This is a genomic window from Leptolyngbya sp. O-77, from assembly GCF_001548395.1.
Classification (GTDB): Bacteria; Cyanobacteriota; Cyanobacteriia; order Elainellales; family Elainellaceae; genus Thermoleptolyngbya.
Map to the genome: position 1 here is coordinate 4,022,439 of NZ_AP017367.1, position 15,818 is coordinate 4,038,256.

Sequence of the window (15,818 nt, forward strand, 5' to 3'; positions counted from 1 at the left end):
AATGGACATACATCTTGATAGATTGCTTAACTTCCCTCACGTTACGGTTGAAAGTTGCATTCAAAAAGACAATGAAGTGTACTTAAAGTTGCGCTTGCTCAATCAAGAATCTAGCTGTCCACACTGTAAGAAATCAAGTTCGGAGTTGCATCAAAACCGTCCGATTTTGATTCGAGACCTATCGATTTTTGGTCAAGTCACTTATTTGAAAATTCCTCGTCGTCAGTTTTATTGTCGTGATTGCCAACGTTATTTTACTGAGTCATTGACATTTATGGATGCAGGACGGCAGTACACTCGACGCTATGAGGAGCATATTTACCAGCAAGTACAACTGTCAAGTATGGAGCAAGTGGGTCGCGTAGAAGGGTTAAGCTTTGAGCGCATTGAAGGGATTTTCAAACATCAGTATGCACAGAAAAAAACACGGGATGGGCAGGAGTCAAACACATTGGGATTGATGAAATCAGCAAGCGGAAAGGGCATCAAAACTTCGCCACCGTTATCGGCGACGTTGAGACCGGGAAATTGATTGAAGTGATTGACAGTCACCAACAGGAAGACATTATTGAAACCCTGAAGCAGCAGCCCCTAGAGGTGCGTGCAAAAGTTGAAGAGGTGAGCGTGGATATGTGGGGAGGATTCCCAAAGGTAGTCAAGAAAGTGTTTCCCAATGCCGTGGTAGTGATTGACCGCTTTCATGTCATGAAATTAGTCAATGAGGAGTTAAATAAAATTCGTAGACAATCGGGTGTATCAGACCGAGGTAGCAAATTCATTTTGCTCAAGCATGGCAAGGATTTAACCGCAGAAGAAAAGACAAAGTTAGAAGAGATTCTGAAACGGTCAAAGCGATTAGGAAAAGCCTATGAGTGGAAAGAAGAGTTTCGCGCGATTTATGAACAACCATTAACCGTTGAGGAAGGCAAGCGTCAGATCCAAGGGTGGCTCGATAAAGCGCGAGTCGTCTATAGTGAAGCAAGCACAACGATTCGTAACCATTTAGATGGGATTAGCAACTACTTTCGGAATCGCACAACGAGTGGCGCAATAGAGGGAATCAACAACCGAATTAAATTGATTAAACGGCAAGCTTATGGCTTTGTCAATTTCAACAATTTTCGAGAAAGACTATTAGCCTGCTTCTCTGATTAAATAAAGTTATCACCGTACTGACGGGAGAACCAGACTATTAGCCTGCTTCTCTGATTAAATAAAGTTATCACCGTACTGACGGGAGAACCGAAAGTAACCAGGTTGCCATCTTCATCTAGGATGCCAAATTCGTAAGTCCCCCAGGGTTTAGCCTGGAGAGAAGCATTATTGTGAATCACGCCCTTGGGTTGCAATTCGGCATACAAGGAATCAATGCCCTCAACCTTGATGCGGCAAGCTGTATTTTCAGCGATGTGTATTTCAGAACAAGCCCAGAAATGAATTTCCACTGAATCTCGCCGGGCAATGCCATAGACCACTGGTTCTTCATGGATTTTGGTAAAGCCCAAAACTGTGCAGTAGAACTGGATGGTTTCACTGATATTCAGAGAAGCCAGAATGGGCACTGCCCTGCTCAACGTTGACTTGCCCATTTCACCTCCTTGTCTGTGCATTTTGAGATGGGATCGTCGACCAGTTTTTCTGTAACCCTCCTGACAACACAAACATCGGAAAGGTATAAAACTGCTCGGTGTACAGTCGAGTTAAAAAATCTAAACCGTTGCGAAAGGGGGCTGGAGTTTTTGCCTCTAGTGTATGTCCCCAACGCTGCAATCCTAGAGATACAACGGCTAGACCAACACACATCAAGGCTGGCAAAGCCTGTTGCTGGGCGATCGCACTCACCAGTCCAAAATGGGCTGCAATGAACAGAGGAACGGCAATCAAATGAATCAGTAAGTTAGTCCGGTGAGTGTGGATTTGAGCATAGGTGTTCATGGTTAATTTCCTTGACAAGAACAAAAGAATTTTTCTGGCTCCTGAGAACCGCAGCTTGCCCCTCGCTTCAATTGGTAATCGAGTACATTTCCAAGTCGATCACGCTCAATTTCACAGCACCGCAACAGCATTGCCTTCAACTGTTGCCGACCGCGTTGCACCCGCGACTTTGCCCCAGACGGAGAAAGCCCTAGTTGCTCTGCTGCTGCTTTTTGGGTCATACCTTCCAGTTCTACTAGCCGTAGGGCTTCCTGGTAAGTAGAGGGTAAAGCCTTGAGCATCGAGTGCAAGCAAGTGGCCAGTTCCTGATTCAAGGTAGCGTCTGCTTCCTCGTCAACCCAAGGGTTAGCCCCTAGCTCTATCGCTTGCTCGGTAGCTATGCCCCACCGCTTGGAGGAAGAGCGGTAGTGGTCAATTACAGCATGGCGGGCAATCTGAAAGATCCACGACACAAGGCGATCGCGATCTCTCACAGTGGAGAGGCGGTGATGAATTCGCAGAAACACGTCCTGCAAGATGTCATCCGCGTCAGCAGGGTTCTTCACCCGTTGTTGAATGAATCGGTACAGGCGATCATGGAACACCTGCCAGAGTACTGTCAGATCAGTATCCATCACCGCTCCTCCTGTTGGTAAAACTACTGACACCCACAAGATGCAGGCGCGGCCGTTGCCGTACCGCAACAGGATGTCTTTTCCTCTGCTTCACAGCAGGTAGCTTGTTCGCTGACATCACAACAACTGGATGCTGTTGCGGTCAGCGTGTTGGGGCGGTTTTCCGAAGGAACCGCTTGTGCCTGCCGACCGGCAAAAAACTGTCTTAGGTTGTCCGGTACGCTAGTGTAGGACTGGGGAACCATAGACACCGTGGATGTATCACCATAGATCGCTGCCAGAATCACATCGACAATCATTCCGACTGGAGCCTCAGTGTACTCTTCGCCATGATAGCGCCAGACTCGACAGGCAACTCCCCCGTTACACCCACACAGATCGCTACAGGAATCACAGGGACTTTCCACCGTCTCTAAGGCAATATCACTGCCATTGACACGGATGGTGGGGGAGGTAACAAACTGGTGCTGGCGAGCTTGTTCTTCTGACTCAATCAGTCGTTGGGTTACAGACACTGTTGTGCCAGTTGCCTCTAAAACTCCCTGCAAAAGCGCGATCGCCTGCTGAATGTTTGCCAACGAGCCAACACATCGGGTACAGGTATTGAGGTCTAACGCCAGTAACTCAAGCTCTACAGTCCGAGGGGACTGGAAATGGATCATCTGAGAATTCATACAAATGTCCTCCGATCTAGAAATCAAGCACAATCCTGTGCTCATCTTGAAAGACGGAGAATTTACAAAAAGGACGCAAAGTCTGATCGGCAGGGTTTAGATAAGAACTCCTCAGCCGTGCTAGATAACGGCTGAATTAACGCAGTTGCGCGTCCGTGGGAATGAGTTGTTAGGGCGCTGACCGCAACGCGCGCAGCCAACCAACCGAGAGAACAAACCGAGGAAACGTAACCCACTGCTCCAAGAATATGCGTGAGAGTGCATTACCAACCCCGGTGAATGGCTCAGGTGGAATGGGCTCGGCTTTATGACCACGCCCCTGCAAGGCAATGGAGACGAATGTTGCAACAACGCCGACAAGTGCCAACCACCAAGACAACCGAACCACCCCGCCAACGAACGCAATGTTGCCAACAAGGAACAACGGAACCAAGAAGATGTGAAGCAGCAGATTGGAACGCACCTGATGATAACGAGCGTAACCCTGCCATTGCCATTGAAGAAGCTCACCAAGTTTCATGACCGTTGCCAGCAGCACCCTAACGTCTGAACTCACTCGCCGTCAATAACTTTGGATGATGCCGACAGTTTAGCCTATGGTCAGGTGCAGTGACTTGTTATGTTGTGTAAATTTTCACCGGTCGCCCATCCGTCCCCACCGACACCAGCGCCCCCCCAACAATAATCTTGCCCATTCACGACCCTAGCACTGGCAACATAACGGCCTGCGCTGCGTAGCGTCGGTGAAGCGATTGTTAGCCGCCGTTTTATCTTTCACGCAGCCACTCTGAGCTTTTTTCATGCAAAATCTAACCTTATATCGGACACGCTATACAAATCAGGCTCATCTGCCATGTCTCGCATTGCCGATGATAACGATAAAGAAGCCCACTCCTGCTTTTCCTGTTGTTCAGCCTTGATAAGCAAGTACTGGATAAAATCGAATAACTCTTCCTGAAGCGAGTAAGGAAGTTTACGGGCGTATTGGTAGATTTTTTCATCAAGGGTCATGGCTTTACTCCGTCATCTGCTAAACGCTACGCTGCTGACCCTGATCTTACACCAATATTTAAAGGTGCTTACAAGTCAGGCGACTAACGGTTACGCTCACCGGACGCAAGTAAACTCTGCAACCCAACCAATGAAATTAGTATGTTCCGGTGTAGCGCAATTGTTATGGTGCTGTTGGCTTCGCACTTTCTTCTCTCCTCCAAGATTGAATTTCATAGTAAAGTAATGGACGTTCATTGACGATCGCTTTGTGAGTTTGAGACAACCCCAACGCCTCAAGCACTCGAATCGAAGCTTTATTAGGCTCATCAACATCTGCCTCTACCCTCTCCAATCCAAGTACATCAAAGGTGTAGCGAAGTACAGAAAGTGTAGCTTCCTTGGCATATCCCCTTCCCCAGAATTGAGGTCGTGTACCAAAAATCAGACTTGGTGAACCTTGCAACGAATGTAGCAGACCTGAGAACCCTGCTACCCGATCGCTTTGATGCTCAAAAAAGAGCCAAATTCCATAGCCATGATTAGCAAAGCTAACCACACTTGTCTCGATAAATAATTTTGCTTCCTCAGCAGAGATTTGTCGATCGTCGAAGAGAAACCGACGGACATCAGCCTCGTTCCATAACTGGTGTACAGCATCTAAATCACTCATCTGACAAGAGCGCAAACTTAAGCGTTCAGTGCGAAGCAAATGCGACATTATTCGGACACCTTGCTTTATGGTTGCTTTTATCAAATTTAACTTAGCACCGAGTGGCTGATAGTTACTTTTGAAGCACCATCCCAACCCAGAAATGAAGTGGCATAACGGTGTAGCTCAACGGCGGTCGGTTGCTCTCGGTCTTGCTCAGAGTCTCTGTTCCGTCCGTTGCAGCGAGGTGTTAGCCTTCGCGATCGCCCTTCATCTCCCAACACCCACACCTCTGGGCGATCGCCCTCATCTCTCAGCACCCAAACCTTTCGGCGATCGCCCCCCGACACCTCTCGGAACCTCAAACGGCTGACCCAAACCTATCACCGCTCAACGTTGGCATCTTACCCGAAAGCTGCTGGGACTGGTTGCAATGACCGAAACCTCCAAAAAACCGAACCTTTGCAATCAGGGGGCGAATCGCCTACTCACCCGTAAGCTAACTGAACCAGAACGCTGAGGGCTAACGGTGTAGCTCAACGGCGGTCAGTGGCTCTTGGTCTCAACCAGCATCTCTGTTCCGTCCGTTGCAGCGAGGTGTTAGCCTTCGCGATCGCCCTTCATCTCCCAACACCAACACCTCTCGGCGATCGCCCTCATCTCTCAGCACCCGCACCTCTGGGCGATCGCCCCCCGACACCTCTCGGAACCTCAAACGGCTGACCCAAACCTATCACCGCTCAACGTTGGCATCTTACCCGAAAGCTGCTGGGACTGGTTGCAATGACCGAAACCTCCAAAAAACCGAACCTTTGCAATCAGGGGGCGAATCGCCTACTCACCCGTAAGCTAACTGAACCAGAACGCTGAGGGCTAACGGTGTAGCTCAACGGCGGTCAGTGGCTCTTGGTCTCAACCAGCATCTCTGTTCCGTCCGTTGCAGCGAGGTGTTAGCCTTCGCGATCGCCCTTCATCTCCCAACACCAACACCTCTCGGCGATCGCCCTCATCTCTCAGCACCCGCACCTCTGGGCGATCGCCCCCCGACACCTCTCGGAACCTCGAACGGCTGACCCAAACCTATCACCGCTCAACGTTGGCATCTTACCCGAACGCTGTTGGGAGTGTTCGGGTTGACCGAGCGCTGGAAGAACTAAATCTTCGCAACTGGGGGGCGAATCGCCCACCCACCCGTAAGCTGACTGAACCAGAACGCTGAGGGCTAACGGTGTAGCTCAACGGCGGTCGGTTGCTCTCGGTCTTGCTCAGAGTCTCTGTTCCGTCCGTTGCAGCGAGGTGTTAGCCTTCGCGATCGCCCTTCATCTCCCAACACCAACACCTCTGGGCGATCGCCCTTCATCTCTCAGCACCCACGCCTTTCGGCGATCGCCCCCCGATACCTCTCGGAACCTCAAACTGCTGACCCAAGCCTATCACCACTCAATGTTGGCATCTTACCCGAACGCTGTTGGGAGTGTTCGGGTTGACCGAGTTCTTGAAGAACTGCACCTTCGCAATTGGGGGCGAATCGCCCACCCACCCGTAAGCTAACTGAACCAGAACGCTGAGGGCTAACGGTGTAGCTCAACGGCGGTCTATCGCTCTCGGACTCAGCCAGGATCTCTGTTCCGTCCGTTGCAGCGAGGTGTTAGCCTTCGCGATCGCCCTTCATCTCCCAACACCAACACCTCTGGGCGATCGCCCTCATCTCTCAGCACCCGCACCTTTCGGCGATCGCCCCCCGATACCTCTCGGAACCTCAAACGGCTGACCCAAGCCTATCACCGCTCAACGCTGGCATCTTACCCGAACGCTGTTGGGAGTGTTCGGGTTGACCGAGTTCTTGAAGAACTGCACCTTCGCAATTGGGGGCGAATCGCCCACCCACCCGTAAGCTAACTGAACCAGAACGCTGAGGGCTAACGGTTCGGGTCAGCGGTTGCCGAGAACTTTGCATCCAACCCAAGCGGCTTCGGTCAATCCGCTGCACCCGAATTGTTAGACAGACGCTCGGCAACAACTTTTCTAGAGGCTGTAACCGTTTTTATCTCAACTCTGACAGAAACTTGAGCGATTCATCACTTCCTATACCCATATGTTTCCTCAACATAATTAAGCATTCTAATCCGACAAATAGACAGTTGCTCCAAATTTCAGAGCCAGAAAAGCGATATACATCATAGCCTTTCGACTTGATTACTCTATCTCGTTTTCTATCAGCTATGAAGTGTTGCTTATCAGAATGCGTTTGAAAACCATCACATTCTATAAAAACTCCATTATGTACTTGACTTGGAAGCCAAGCAAAAGCGTCAGCTCTGATACTTTTACCCTCGACTTTAATATTCAAAGCTTTTGATTGAAGTGAAATATGAAGTTTATTCCATAGACCTCCTGCATATGTTGACCAAAAGTACTTACTAGCAATTCCAGCTTTTCCCTTATCTAACATTTCAACGTGTTTCAACTGTTCTTGAAAACTCATTTCTTCAAGTTCTTGCTTTAATCTTGCTACACAACGGTCTGATTCTAATGCTTCTTCCTCAATATCTCCGTCGCATACACCAAAAATAATTAACTCATCCATATTTACGGAATTACATAATATTGAACCAAAAAATATCTTTTCAATTTCTGACTCCGCCATTTTGTGAATCACTAAGGCATTATCTATAGAAAGAGTTCTCATAAAATCTGCTTGGAACTGAAAGAATTGCTCACGATATGGAAGATCAAGTGCCCATTCAGGAGGGTTTTCCAACTCATCCTTAAGCCTTTGCTTAATAGTCATTTCGCAAAGGTTTATTGTCTCTTCCATATCCTGAAGCCGTCTCCTAGCCTCTGCCAACATTCTTGGATCTTTCAGATTAACAGAATCAGGTTTAGACTTAGTAGGTTTACTAGGCTTGCCAAAACCTTTAGCCATAGTTGTTGTTGAAATTGCTATGTATTTGGAATCACTAAATCATAGCCCTATTCTTAATTGAACGTCGATCTACAGGGATTACGGATAACGTCGGACTTCTCGAAGAGGGAATTCAGTCTGTCTAACGGTGTAGCTCAACGGCGTTCAGTGGCTCTCGGTTTTAGCCAGGATCTCTGTTCCGTCCGTTGCAGCGAGGTGTTAGCCTTCGCGATCGCCCTTCATCTCCCAACACCCACACCTCTGGGCGATCGCCCTTCATCTCTCAGCACCCACGCCTTTCGGCGATCGCCCCCGATACCTCTCGGAACCTCAAACGGCTGACCCAAGCCTATCGCTGCTCAACGTTGGCATCTTACCCGAACGCTGTTGGGAGTGTTCGGGTTGACCGAGTTCTTGAAGAACTGCACCTCGGCAATTGGGGGCGAATCGCCCACTCACCCGTAAGCTAACTGAACCAGAACGCTGAGGGCTAACGTTCTGGTTGAGCGGCTGCAAGTAACCTTTGTATCCACACCAAGATCTCTAGGCAGTCCGCTCCAACCAGGTTGTTATATCGCGCACATTAACGGGTTTTCATAACCTTCTCATATTGGTCTGGCTTAGCCATCTCTTTCTTTAAAAACTCTAGCCACTCCTTAGTATAAACATAATCTTTGTGAGCTTCGTCATAATGACAGTAGCGAGTATCAGTTTTCTTTGGATCACCATCACCTTTTTGGGGACGTACCTTATAGAAATAGCAAGCCCTTACATGATGAGAGCTTGCTACAAATTTTTTATCTGAACCCACCACCTTTTTAACAATTGGCTCAATCTCTTTACAGATGTCTCCTGGTTTAAGTCTGCCCGGATTAGCAACTGCAACTTGATTGATTTTCATCATAGTAACAATTCTTTCATATTGCTCCATATCTTCTGGATTAGCCGGATCATACTTGATAAATTCAACAGCTAAAGTATCGCGACTTTGATGATTTGCCAATTTAGGGACAATAAAAATTTTGTAACTAAACTGTAGGTCATTTAACTCTTCGATACTAAGAGAGGAACGAAACTTATCAATGTAAGATTTAATATTCTTAGCAATTGGTTGATGCAATTTTGCTATTGCACTATCTCTATGCTGATTGCGAAGTTGAGAAAACTGAAGTGATAAGGAGAGGCTTTCATTCAATAAGTAACTATCACCAAACTCTTGATACAGTAAATCTTCAAAGTTAAATAAAAGTGCTTGACACTCTCCAAAAATTTCTAGATCAAGTTCGGGCATCGAACGATGCTCAATCTTATTACGCAGTGGGATGAAGAACTCTAGATTTCGACGAAGTGGCGGGTTGTCAGAACCATAATACTGCCTCAAACACTCAGAGACCTCCCATGCCTGATAATCACCATCTCTTTTTTGATAGCGCCTAGAATGTCGAGGATCTCGATAGAAAGGCTTGATCTTCCGCTTAAAGAAGATGGCATGGAATAAAGCCGTCCAAGCAATACACATGAGGACAATATAGGCACTTGAGCGAAACCTTGTAGCAGGCTTGTTGTAAACATCAACTGCCAAAATAGCGCTTTCTCGTGCTTTCTCCAAATGAACCCGAACTTGCTTTGAAAGGCTACGCGGCATTTAGTGCTCTTCACAAATCTACTACCACTATTATTTTTATACCCTTATTGCTTTGGCTGAATATTTTTCACCGACATTTCACGTTGACTTGATCTAAGGTACAAACCAGCAATCATCAAATTACTGCCCTCACCAGCAATCCAGCGATATAACTAGCAATTAGACTGATCCCGTCTGCCTATCTACCCCGCAGAGGGCAATTAGGCTGAAATCTGTCTGTCTAAGATCCCAAATTGGGGAGTTAGGCTGATTCAGATCTGTCTAAGATCCCAAATTGGGTAGATAGGCAGACGATAATCTGCATAATACCGCTGATTCTGGGAATTAGGCAGACAGCTTCAGTAAATCTTCATATAAAAAGAACAAATGTATCGTGGTAGCTTTCTATACAGACGTTCTACTGAAGAAGATTGGGTTTTGTGGAAGCACGTCCTAAAAAGCTACTGGATCAGGTGCGGGATACGCTGCGATTCAAACACTACTCTTACCGCACGGTGCAGGAGCTATTGGGGCACAAGGACGTGAAGACGACGATGATTTATACCCATATGCCGAATCGGGGTGGGCGAGGGGTGCGGAGTCCGCTGGATGGATGAACTGGATGGATGAGCTAGAAAAAGATTTTGGGCTGTAGATTTTGGATTTTGGATTTCAGCGATTTCTCACCAAAGTCCAAAACCCAAAATCGGCTAGCTTATCTTACCTGTTGCGCTGCAAATAGCGCAGCACGTCGCCTGCGTCGGGCTGGATGAGGATGCCATTTTCTGCAATGGGGACGGATCGGCTCCACTCAAAGCGTTCGGCATAGCGGAGCAGGTGCAGGCGATCGACCTCCTGCTGCGTGTCGGCGGGGGAGCCGACGAGATAGAGGCGCAGGCGGCGGCGACGCGGCAACTCACAGGTGAGCGGGGGCAGCGAGAACTAGGTCGCCTCCGAGCGTGGGGACGACCAGGTGTATTGGATTGTGAGCATTTGGGGTTTCCTCCTGGGAAACGAGTGGGGTAGGAAACCCCGAAATGTTGGCCGCCCAAGGACGTGAAGCGCTGATGACAGGGCGGCCTACAATGGACGCAGCCCTGAGACAGCCACCGACTGTCGAGGGGTCAGGCGTTGGTAGGTGTTGCGAGCATCTACCAATGCCGTGGGTGACTAAACGACCAAGATTTCGGGGGAAAGCAAGCTGCGGATATACAGCTATGGCGCAGTATTGTACACCGAGATCGGGCGATCGCCAAGCATAGTCGCCCTGTTTCTCAGCACAATCTGTTCAGCACGATTTTTGGGGTAAGAATATCCGGGAGGTCTGGGAAGGGCGATCGCCCGGCCAGCTTGCCACCTTGACTCCGACCGCTGCTGCCCCCCGATTCGATCCCTGATGGATCGCTAGCTAGCCGCTTCGGGAGTCACATCTCCGTGAAAATAGGGTCATGCCCCCTTGATCGAACCCCGGACTTCATTGAAGATTAGGTGTAGAAACAGAGTCGCTCATTGATCTTGCGGATTAGGATCTTGCGGATTAGATGCGTTAGTAGTTGCTCTGTTCATGTTCTATTTACTCTGGGTTCCGTTAATTTACGTAGGGGAATTCCGCAGTCCCTTGAGGGCGTAACCCATTGGAAACTGCGGAGGGCGATCGCCCATCCTTTATGTTTTCTTTAAGGCCATGCAGCCATGATGGACTGGAGTGTATCGGTGACAAACGATCTGGAGTTTTGCGTTCGCACAGCGCTTGAGTTTGGCGAGTTGTCGCCCGCCGCGCAAGCCCGAATTGCAGTCTTGGTTGCCGAAGGAAACCTGTCGCAGCGCGATCGCATGTTGCTGTCGCTGCTAGAAGACGCGATCGGCGATGGCTGCATTCGCCAGATTCCTGTGCCAGTGGCGATTTAGTCGCTGGTGCGCCTGATTTTGAGCTGGCTCTTTCCCTCAGCGAATTGCCAGACCTCAAGAGTGAAGACTTGTCAAAACGGGAATAATTTGGGGTGTAAAGATGGACGGCGCATCGCGTCGCTCGTCTTTGCGTTTTTAAGACTACCCAGAATTGCAGCCTTATGATGAAGGGGAAAGGCTGCCATATCAGGGCTGAGCTGCCATCGCTGAGGGGTTCTCGTTTTGAAAGTGTTCTCAATGCTTCGCCCGTCCGATCGACGGAATCTGGGGTCTCTATTTGTTTCAGGGCTACTCTTTTGGGCATCGCTGGCATCGCTGCTACCAATCCTGCCGTTGTATGTGCAGTCGTCTGGGGCGACGGGGCAAATGGTGGGGCTGGTGATGGGCTGTTTTGCCATCGGGCTGTTGGGGTCGCGGCCACAGTTGGCGCGGCTTGCCGATGAGCGGGGACGCAAGATCACGCTGCTGTTGGGCATGGCCGTGGTGGCGATCGCCCCGTTAATCTACATTTTTGCTGAGTCGATGGTGCAACTGGCGGCGGTGCGGGCCTTTCACGGGCTGAGCATTGCTGCCTTTGCGCTAGCCTACAGTGCGCTGGTGGTGGATCTATCTCCCCCCCAGCATCGGGGCGAACTCATCGGCTACATGAGCCTAGTAAACCCGATTGGCATGGGGCTGGGCCCGGCCATGGGTGGTTTTTTGCAAGCTGCCTGGGGCTATCAGGCGACGTTTTTGGCATCGGGAGCGCTGGGTCTGCTGGGTCTGGTGCTGTTGCTGCCGATTCGGGAGCCGCGCGTTGAAAAGCACCCAGCAGCGCAACGCCATCGCCGCGAAAATTTTTGGTTTCAGCTTGCCCATCCTGCTGTGCGGACACCCGCGCTGGTGCTGCTGCTGGTGGGGCTATCGTTTGGGGCGCTGACGACGTTTGTGCCGCTGCTGGTGGCAGAGTCGGGCGTGGCGTTTAACGTGGGGCTGCTGTATACGGCGGCGGCGATCGCCAGCTTCACAATTCGCCTGCCCGTGGGTCGAGCGTCGGACTCCTACGGACGCGGCCCGTTCATCAGCCTTAGTCTGGTGCTATATACCCTTTCGATGGTGGTGCTGTGGCAGGCAGATAGCACCCTGGAGTTTCTGATGGGCGGTTTTCTAGAAGGGGCGGGCGCGGGCATTCTGATTCCGATGATGGCAGCGCTGATGGCTGATCGCGCCTTGCCCAACGAGCGGGGTCGAATGTTTAGCCTGTGCATGGTGGGGTTTGATGTCGGCATTGCGATGGCGGGGCCGGTGCTGGGGGCAGTGTCCGATCAGGTCGGCTTTCGGGCGATTTTTGGCTGGTCGGCGGTGCTGACGGCGATCGCCCTGCTGGTTTTTTTCACGCTGTCCTCCAAAGACGCGCCCCACTCGCTGCGGTTTGCGCTGGGTCGCGGGGACGATATCTATGCCGTAGATTCCCCAAGTTAACCAGCACACACTCCCTCACGCGCCGAAAAGGCTCTGCCCAAATCTTCCGCCCATCGCCGCCAATCCAAAATCCAAAATCCCCAATCAGCGCTCCATGAATCCAACTGCAACTGCCGTTCAAAACGTCCTCAACGCCCGCGCCCGGTTGGGAGAGTGTCCGCTGTGGGACGGGGCGGCTCAGTTGCTCTACTGGGTCGATGTTTACAACCATCGGGTGCATCAGTTTGACCCAGCGACGGGGCGCGATCGCTTCTTGGAGGTTGGGGATGTGGTGAGTGCGATCGCCCTGGCAAGCGACCAGCAACTCCTGATCGCCATCGGCAATCGGCTGGCGCTGCTGGATACCCAGTCGGGCACGCAGCAAACGCTGTATACCGCCGAGTTTGAATGCCCTGGCACGCGCTTCAACGACGGCAAGTGCGATGCTCAGGGGCGCTTCTGGATTGGGTCGATTAGCCTGGAACCGGGACAGGCGGCTCTCTATCGCTACGATCCAGACGGCTCCTGGCAAACGATGGAAACGGGCTTGACCATTTCCAACGGACTGGGCTGGAATCCGGCGGGAGATACTTTTTACCTGACAGATTCGCCTCAGCGGAAAATTTTTGCCTACCGCTTTGATGCGGCGACGGGGACGATTGGCGATCGCCGGGTGCTGGTGGATCTGGGCGATGAAGCCGTTGAACCGGATGGACTGGCGATCGACACTCAGGGCAATCTCTGGTCGGCGCTGTGGGATGGCTGGTGTGTGGTGCAGTTTGACGCTGCGGGTCGGGAGTTGCAGCGGATATCGCTGCCTGTGCAGCGCCCCACCTGTCCCATTTTTGGCGGGGCAGGGCTGACGGATCTCTATATCACGACGGCCTCGGTGGGGCTGAGTCAAGCCGAAATTCAGGCGGGCTTTTATGCGGGAGATTTGTTCTGTCTGCGGACTGATTTTACAGGGCTGCCCGCGCATCGATTTGGTCGATTTGGCGGAGCATAGACCCAACCTTGCTACTCATAAAGTCGAGCGGGTTTGTCGTTCACATGCGCCTCGATCGGCTTCACCTTATCGATGAACTCGATCAGCGTCTTATAGTCGGGTGGTGCGGCGCTGGGAATATAGCCGACCTGCTGGGCGATAGTGGGCAGCACCTCGCTCATGGCGGCTTGAATTATTGCCTGCTGGTTTCGGTCGATAGCGGGGCTGATCAGCACAGAGCCGGAGGGGATGCGACGGCTGGCTCGCACAATGCGGAAGGTGGTAGGGCTAAACTGCGATCGCAGTTGGTCAAACTCATCCTTTGCCAGTGCGCCCAGGTCGGCTTCCTGATTCGCCACCCACTCCATCACCGTGGCAGGTGTGGAGGCGATCCGCACTTCCGATGGCGTGGTGCCATACAGTTCATACAGCGGCACATAGTAGCCCGTGGCTGATCCGGGCTGTCCCAGCGCCACAACTCTTTTGTTCACATCGCTGAGGTCTTGAATCGGGCTGTCGTCGCGCACTACTAGGACGGAACTGAGATTATTCACGCCTTCTAGCGGAAACAGCGGCAAATATTGGGCGCGCGAGAGGGCGATCGCCGCCAGACCGGGAGGCGCGAAGGCCAAAGACCACGCCTGCCGCTGGAGCTGTTCAACGGCTTTTACCTCGTTATAGGCTGGCTCCAGCTCTGCCAGCATCTTGGTCTGGGTCTGCAAATAGTCCAAAAACGGTTGATATTGGTCAATAGACTTTGCGCCTTCGCCGTAGGCTACAACGCCCACGGTCAGCTTATCCAGCTTGGTCGCAGTGGAACTGTTTCGACTATCGCAGGCCGAGAGCAGCCCAATCATGCTCTGGGTCAGCAATACCCGACTCGACAGGCGCAGGAGGGTGCGGCGAGAGAGGGTGTTCATTAAGGCAATCCGGCGAAAATACAAAATTTTCTGATCCGAAACATATCATTGGAATCAGGCAATATAGTAGAGATTCCAGGTTTTTCAAATGTTGCAAAACCTTAATTTGAGCCGAAAGTTTAACTTGCTGCTGCTGCTGGTGTTTCTGGTGGCGATCGCCCTTAGCGGTCTTGCCTTTTCGCGCATCCTGAACCGCGATGCAGAACAAACCGTAGTCGGCAAGGCTAACATCCTGATGCAGACCATGCTTGCTGTCCGAGACTATACCTCCGAGCAAATCAACCCAGAACTGGCTCCCCGACTGGAAACGGAATCCGAATTTTTGCCGCAAACCGTGCCGGGCTATTCTGCCCGCGAAGTGTTTGAGAACCTGCGAAAAAGCCCTGAATATACCGACTTTTTCTACAAAGAAGCCACGCTCAACCCTACCAACCTGCGCGACAAAGCTGACACCTTTGAAGCCTCCATTGTCGAGCAGTTTCGCAGCAATGCCAATCTCAAAGAACTCTCTGGCTATCGCCAGTCGCCTGCGGGACGGCTCTACTACACCGCCAAGCCCATTGCGATTACCAAAGAAAGCTGCCTGCGCTGCCATAGCACCCCAGAAGCCGCGCCCAAAAGCCAGCTCACCACCTACGGCCGCGAAAACGGCTTTGGCTGGCAACTGAATGAAATCGTCGGCGCACAGATGATTTCTGTCCCTGCTAGCGGCGTGATCGACAGCGCCCGCCGCGCCTTTCTGCTATTTATGGGCATCGTGACAGGCGCATTTTTGCTGGTGATGTCGCTGCTGAATTGGCTGCTGCGCCGCGCCGTCATTAACCCCATTAAAGGCATGGCGACCGTCGCCAACGAAATCAGCCTGGGCAATATGGATGCCGACTTTCAGCAAAAATCTAACGACGAAATCGGCAAGCTGGCGGCTGCGTTTAACCGCATGAAGACGAGCCTGAGTATGGCGATGGAGATGCTGGGGCAGCGGGAGTAGGAAAGGTATATCGATTTTGGATTAGGGACTTTCAATCCGGCTCCTTTCTCCCAAAGCAGGAGAAGGGGCTGGGGTATGAGGGCAAACTTGCAGAACTAGGATGCGCCCACGGGCAAGCGCCTAGAAACGCTAGAAAAACGAATCCCCAGCCTCCATAGAAGCTGGGGATCAGCGAAGAAAACC

At 51.2% G+C, this 15,818-nt stretch carries 24 protein-coding genes; 13 read left to right on the plus strand and 11 right to left on the minus strand.

Annotated features, from left to right (window positions below; all coding sequences use genetic code 11):
- The first annotated feature begins 1 nt into the window (after nt 1).
- Both O77CONTIG1_RS25645 and O77CONTIG1_RS25650 read left to right on the plus strand, forming a co-directional pair.
- Nucleotides 2-532, plus strand: a complete 531-nt coding sequence (locus tag O77CONTIG1_RS25645; protein ID WP_197673218.1) for a transposase family protein — start codon at nt 2-4, stop codon at nt 530-532.
- Nucleotides 466-1,155, plus strand: a complete 690-nt coding sequence (locus O77CONTIG1_RS25650; RefSeq protein ID WP_286132715.1) for an ISL3 family transposase — start codon at nt 466-468, stop codon at nt 1,153-1,155. Before O77CONTIG1_RS25645 ends, O77CONTIG1_RS25650 begins: the two co-directional genes overlap by 67 nt.
- Here the strand turns inward: O77CONTIG1_RS25650 and O77CONTIG1_RS17080 are convergent.
- The 7 genes from O77CONTIG1_RS17080 to O77CONTIG1_RS23730 form a co-directional block, all read right to left on the minus strand.
- Entirely contained in the window at nt 1,152-1,589 is a 438-nt protein-coding gene (locus tag O77CONTIG1_RS17080) for a bleomycin resistance protein (RefSeq protein WP_197673219.1), read from the minus strand. The two genes, O77CONTIG1_RS25650 and O77CONTIG1_RS17080, sit on opposite strands and share 4 nt — an antisense overlap.
- A 1-nt stretch (nt 1,590) precedes the next feature.
- The gene (locus O77CONTIG1_RS17085) at nt 1,591-1,935 is read right to left on the minus strand and encodes an Mpo1-like protein (RefSeq protein WP_068512923.1); all 345 of its coding nucleotides are present in this window, start codon (nt 1,933-1,935) and stop codon (nt 1,591-1,593) included.
- Between the two features lie 2 nt (nt 1,936-1,937).
- Nucleotides 1,938-2,549 (minus strand): RNA polymerase sigma factor SigZ, encoded by a 612-nt coding sequence (gene sigZ, locus O77CONTIG1_RS17090; protein ID WP_068512925.1) that lies wholly within the window; start codon nt 2,547-2,549, stop codon nt 1,938-1,940.
- A gap of 23 nt (nt 2,550-2,572) precedes the next feature.
- The gene (locus tag O77CONTIG1_RS23725) at nt 2,573-3,223 is read right to left on the minus strand and encodes a DUF2703 domain-containing protein (protein WP_172799715.1); all 651 of its coding nucleotides are present in this window, start codon (nt 3,221-3,223) and stop codon (nt 2,573-2,575) included.
- Nucleotides 3,224-3,392: 169 nt separating this feature from the next.
- The gene (locus O77CONTIG1_RS17095) at nt 3,393-3,761 is read right to left on the minus strand and encodes a hypothetical protein (protein ID WP_197673220.1); all 369 of its coding nucleotides are present in this window, start codon (nt 3,759-3,761) and stop codon (nt 3,393-3,395) included.
- Between the two features lie 260 nt (nt 3,762-4,021).
- The gene (locus O77CONTIG1_RS17100; RefSeq protein WP_068512928.1) at nt 4,022-4,234 is read right to left on the minus strand and encodes a DUF2281 domain-containing protein; all 213 of its coding nucleotides are present in this window, start codon (nt 4,232-4,234) and stop codon (nt 4,022-4,024) included.
- Nucleotides 4,235-4,397: 163 nt separating this feature from the next.
- Nucleotides 4,398-4,886, minus strand: coding sequence for a GNAT family N-acetyltransferase (locus O77CONTIG1_RS23730; RefSeq protein ID WP_286132376.1), 489 nt, complete (start codon nt 4,884-4,886; stop codon nt 4,398-4,400).
- Between the two features lie 216 nt (nt 4,887-5,102).
- Here O77CONTIG1_RS23730 and O77CONTIG1_RS24780 point away from each other — a divergent pair, with 216 nt between their 5' ends.
- The 5 genes from O77CONTIG1_RS24780 to O77CONTIG1_RS24800 all read left to right on the plus strand — a co-directional run bounded on the left by O77CONTIG1_RS24780 (nt 5,103) and on the right by O77CONTIG1_RS24800 (nt 6,764).
- A complete protein-coding gene (locus tag O77CONTIG1_RS24780) occupies nt 5,103-5,363 on the plus strand; it encodes a hypothetical protein (protein WP_156435404.1) in 261 nt (86 codons plus the stop codon).
- Nucleotides 5,364-5,452: 89 nt separating this feature from the next.
- Nucleotides 5,453-5,713: a hypothetical protein gene (locus tag O77CONTIG1_RS24785; RefSeq protein WP_156435406.1), complete on the plus strand. Its 261-nt coding sequence runs from the start codon at nt 5,453-5,455 to the stop codon at nt 5,711-5,713.
- Between the two features lie 89 nt (nt 5,714-5,802).
- Entirely contained in the window at nt 5,803-6,084 is a 282-nt protein-coding gene (locus tag O77CONTIG1_RS24790) for a hypothetical protein (protein WP_156435408.1), read from the plus strand.
- A 67-nt stretch (nt 6,085-6,151) separates the two neighbouring features.
- Nucleotides 6,152-6,352, plus strand: a complete 201-nt coding sequence (locus O77CONTIG1_RS24795) for a hypothetical protein (protein WP_156435100.1) — start codon at nt 6,152-6,154, stop codon at nt 6,350-6,352.
- A 148-nt stretch (nt 6,353-6,500) separates the two neighbouring features.
- Nucleotides 6,501-6,764, plus strand: coding sequence for a hypothetical protein (locus O77CONTIG1_RS24800; protein ID WP_156435410.1), 264 nt, complete (start codon nt 6,501-6,503; stop codon nt 6,762-6,764).
- 145 nt (nt 6,765-6,909) lie between these two features.
- Here O77CONTIG1_RS24800 and O77CONTIG1_RS17105 read toward each other — a convergent pair whose 3' ends face one another.
- Complete coding sequence (locus O77CONTIG1_RS17105) at nt 6,910-7,791, minus strand: hypothetical protein (RefSeq protein WP_156435412.1); 882 nt, start codon at nt 7,789-7,791, stop codon at nt 6,910-6,912.
- Between the two features lie 185 nt (nt 7,792-7,976).
- On the opposite strand from O77CONTIG1_RS17105, the gene O77CONTIG1_RS24805 reads away from it, so the two are divergent.
- The gene (locus tag O77CONTIG1_RS24805; RefSeq protein ID WP_156435414.1) at nt 7,977-8,240 is read left to right on the plus strand and encodes a hypothetical protein; all 264 of its coding nucleotides are present in this window, start codon (nt 7,977-7,979) and stop codon (nt 8,238-8,240) included.
- A gap of 113 nt (nt 8,241-8,353) precedes the next feature.
- On the opposite strand, the gene O77CONTIG1_RS17110 is transcribed toward O77CONTIG1_RS24805, so the two are convergent.
- On the minus strand, nt 8,354-9,415 hold the full coding sequence (locus O77CONTIG1_RS17110; RefSeq protein WP_084782794.1) for a DUF3644 domain-containing protein: 1,062 nt from the start codon (nt 9,413-9,415) through the stop codon (nt 8,354-8,356).
- 419 nt (nt 9,416-9,834) lie between these two features.
- Between O77CONTIG1_RS17110 and O77CONTIG1_RS28435 the strand changes: the two genes are divergently transcribed.
- Nucleotides 9,835-10,011, plus strand: a complete 177-nt coding sequence (locus O77CONTIG1_RS28435) for a tyrosine-type recombinase/integrase (RefSeq protein WP_084783045.1) — start codon at nt 9,835-9,837, stop codon at nt 10,009-10,011.
- A 103-nt stretch (nt 10,012-10,114) separates the two neighbouring features.
- On the opposite strand, the gene O77CONTIG1_RS17115 is transcribed toward O77CONTIG1_RS28435, so the two are convergent.
- The gene (locus tag O77CONTIG1_RS17115; protein ID WP_225894601.1) at nt 10,115-10,309 is read right to left on the minus strand and encodes a hypothetical protein; all 195 of its coding nucleotides are present in this window, start codon (nt 10,307-10,309) and stop codon (nt 10,115-10,117) included.
- Between the two features lie 777 nt (nt 10,310-11,086).
- On the opposite strand from O77CONTIG1_RS17115, the gene O77CONTIG1_RS17120 reads away from it, so the two are divergent.
- The 3 genes from O77CONTIG1_RS17120 (at nt 11,087) to O77CONTIG1_RS17130 (ending at nt 13,748) form a co-directional block, all read left to right on the plus strand.
- Nucleotides 11,087-11,302 (plus strand): hypothetical protein, encoded by a 216-nt coding sequence (locus tag O77CONTIG1_RS17120; RefSeq protein WP_068512942.1) that lies wholly within the window; start codon nt 11,087-11,089, stop codon nt 11,300-11,302.
- Between the two features lie 237 nt (nt 11,303-11,539).
- A complete protein-coding gene (locus O77CONTIG1_RS17125; protein WP_156435415.1) occupies nt 11,540-12,763 on the plus strand; it encodes an MFS transporter in 1,224 nt (407 codons plus the stop codon).
- A gap of 94 nt (nt 12,764-12,857) precedes the next feature.
- Nucleotides 12,858-13,748 carry an SMP-30/gluconolactonase/LRE family protein gene (locus tag O77CONTIG1_RS17130; RefSeq protein WP_068512947.1) on the plus strand — a complete coding sequence of 297 codons (891 nt, stop codon included), beginning with the start codon at nt 12,858-12,860 and terminating at the stop codon, nt 13,746-13,748.
- An 11-nt stretch (nt 13,749-13,759) separates the two neighbouring features.
- Here O77CONTIG1_RS17130 and O77CONTIG1_RS17135 read toward each other — a convergent pair whose 3' ends face one another.
- Nucleotides 13,760-14,647 carry a phosphate/phosphite/phosphonate ABC transporter substrate-binding protein gene (locus O77CONTIG1_RS17135; protein WP_068512950.1) on the minus strand — a complete coding sequence of 296 codons (888 nt, stop codon included), beginning with the start codon at nt 14,645-14,647 and terminating at the stop codon, nt 13,760-13,762.
- A gap of 106 nt (nt 14,648-14,753) precedes the next feature.
- Between O77CONTIG1_RS17135 and O77CONTIG1_RS17140 the strand changes: the two genes are divergently transcribed.
- On the plus strand, nt 14,754-15,635 hold the full coding sequence (locus O77CONTIG1_RS17140) for a DUF3365 domain-containing protein (protein ID WP_286132377.1): 882 nt from the start codon (nt 14,754-14,756) through the stop codon (nt 15,633-15,635).
- Nucleotides 15,636-15,818: the final 183 nt, after the last annotated feature.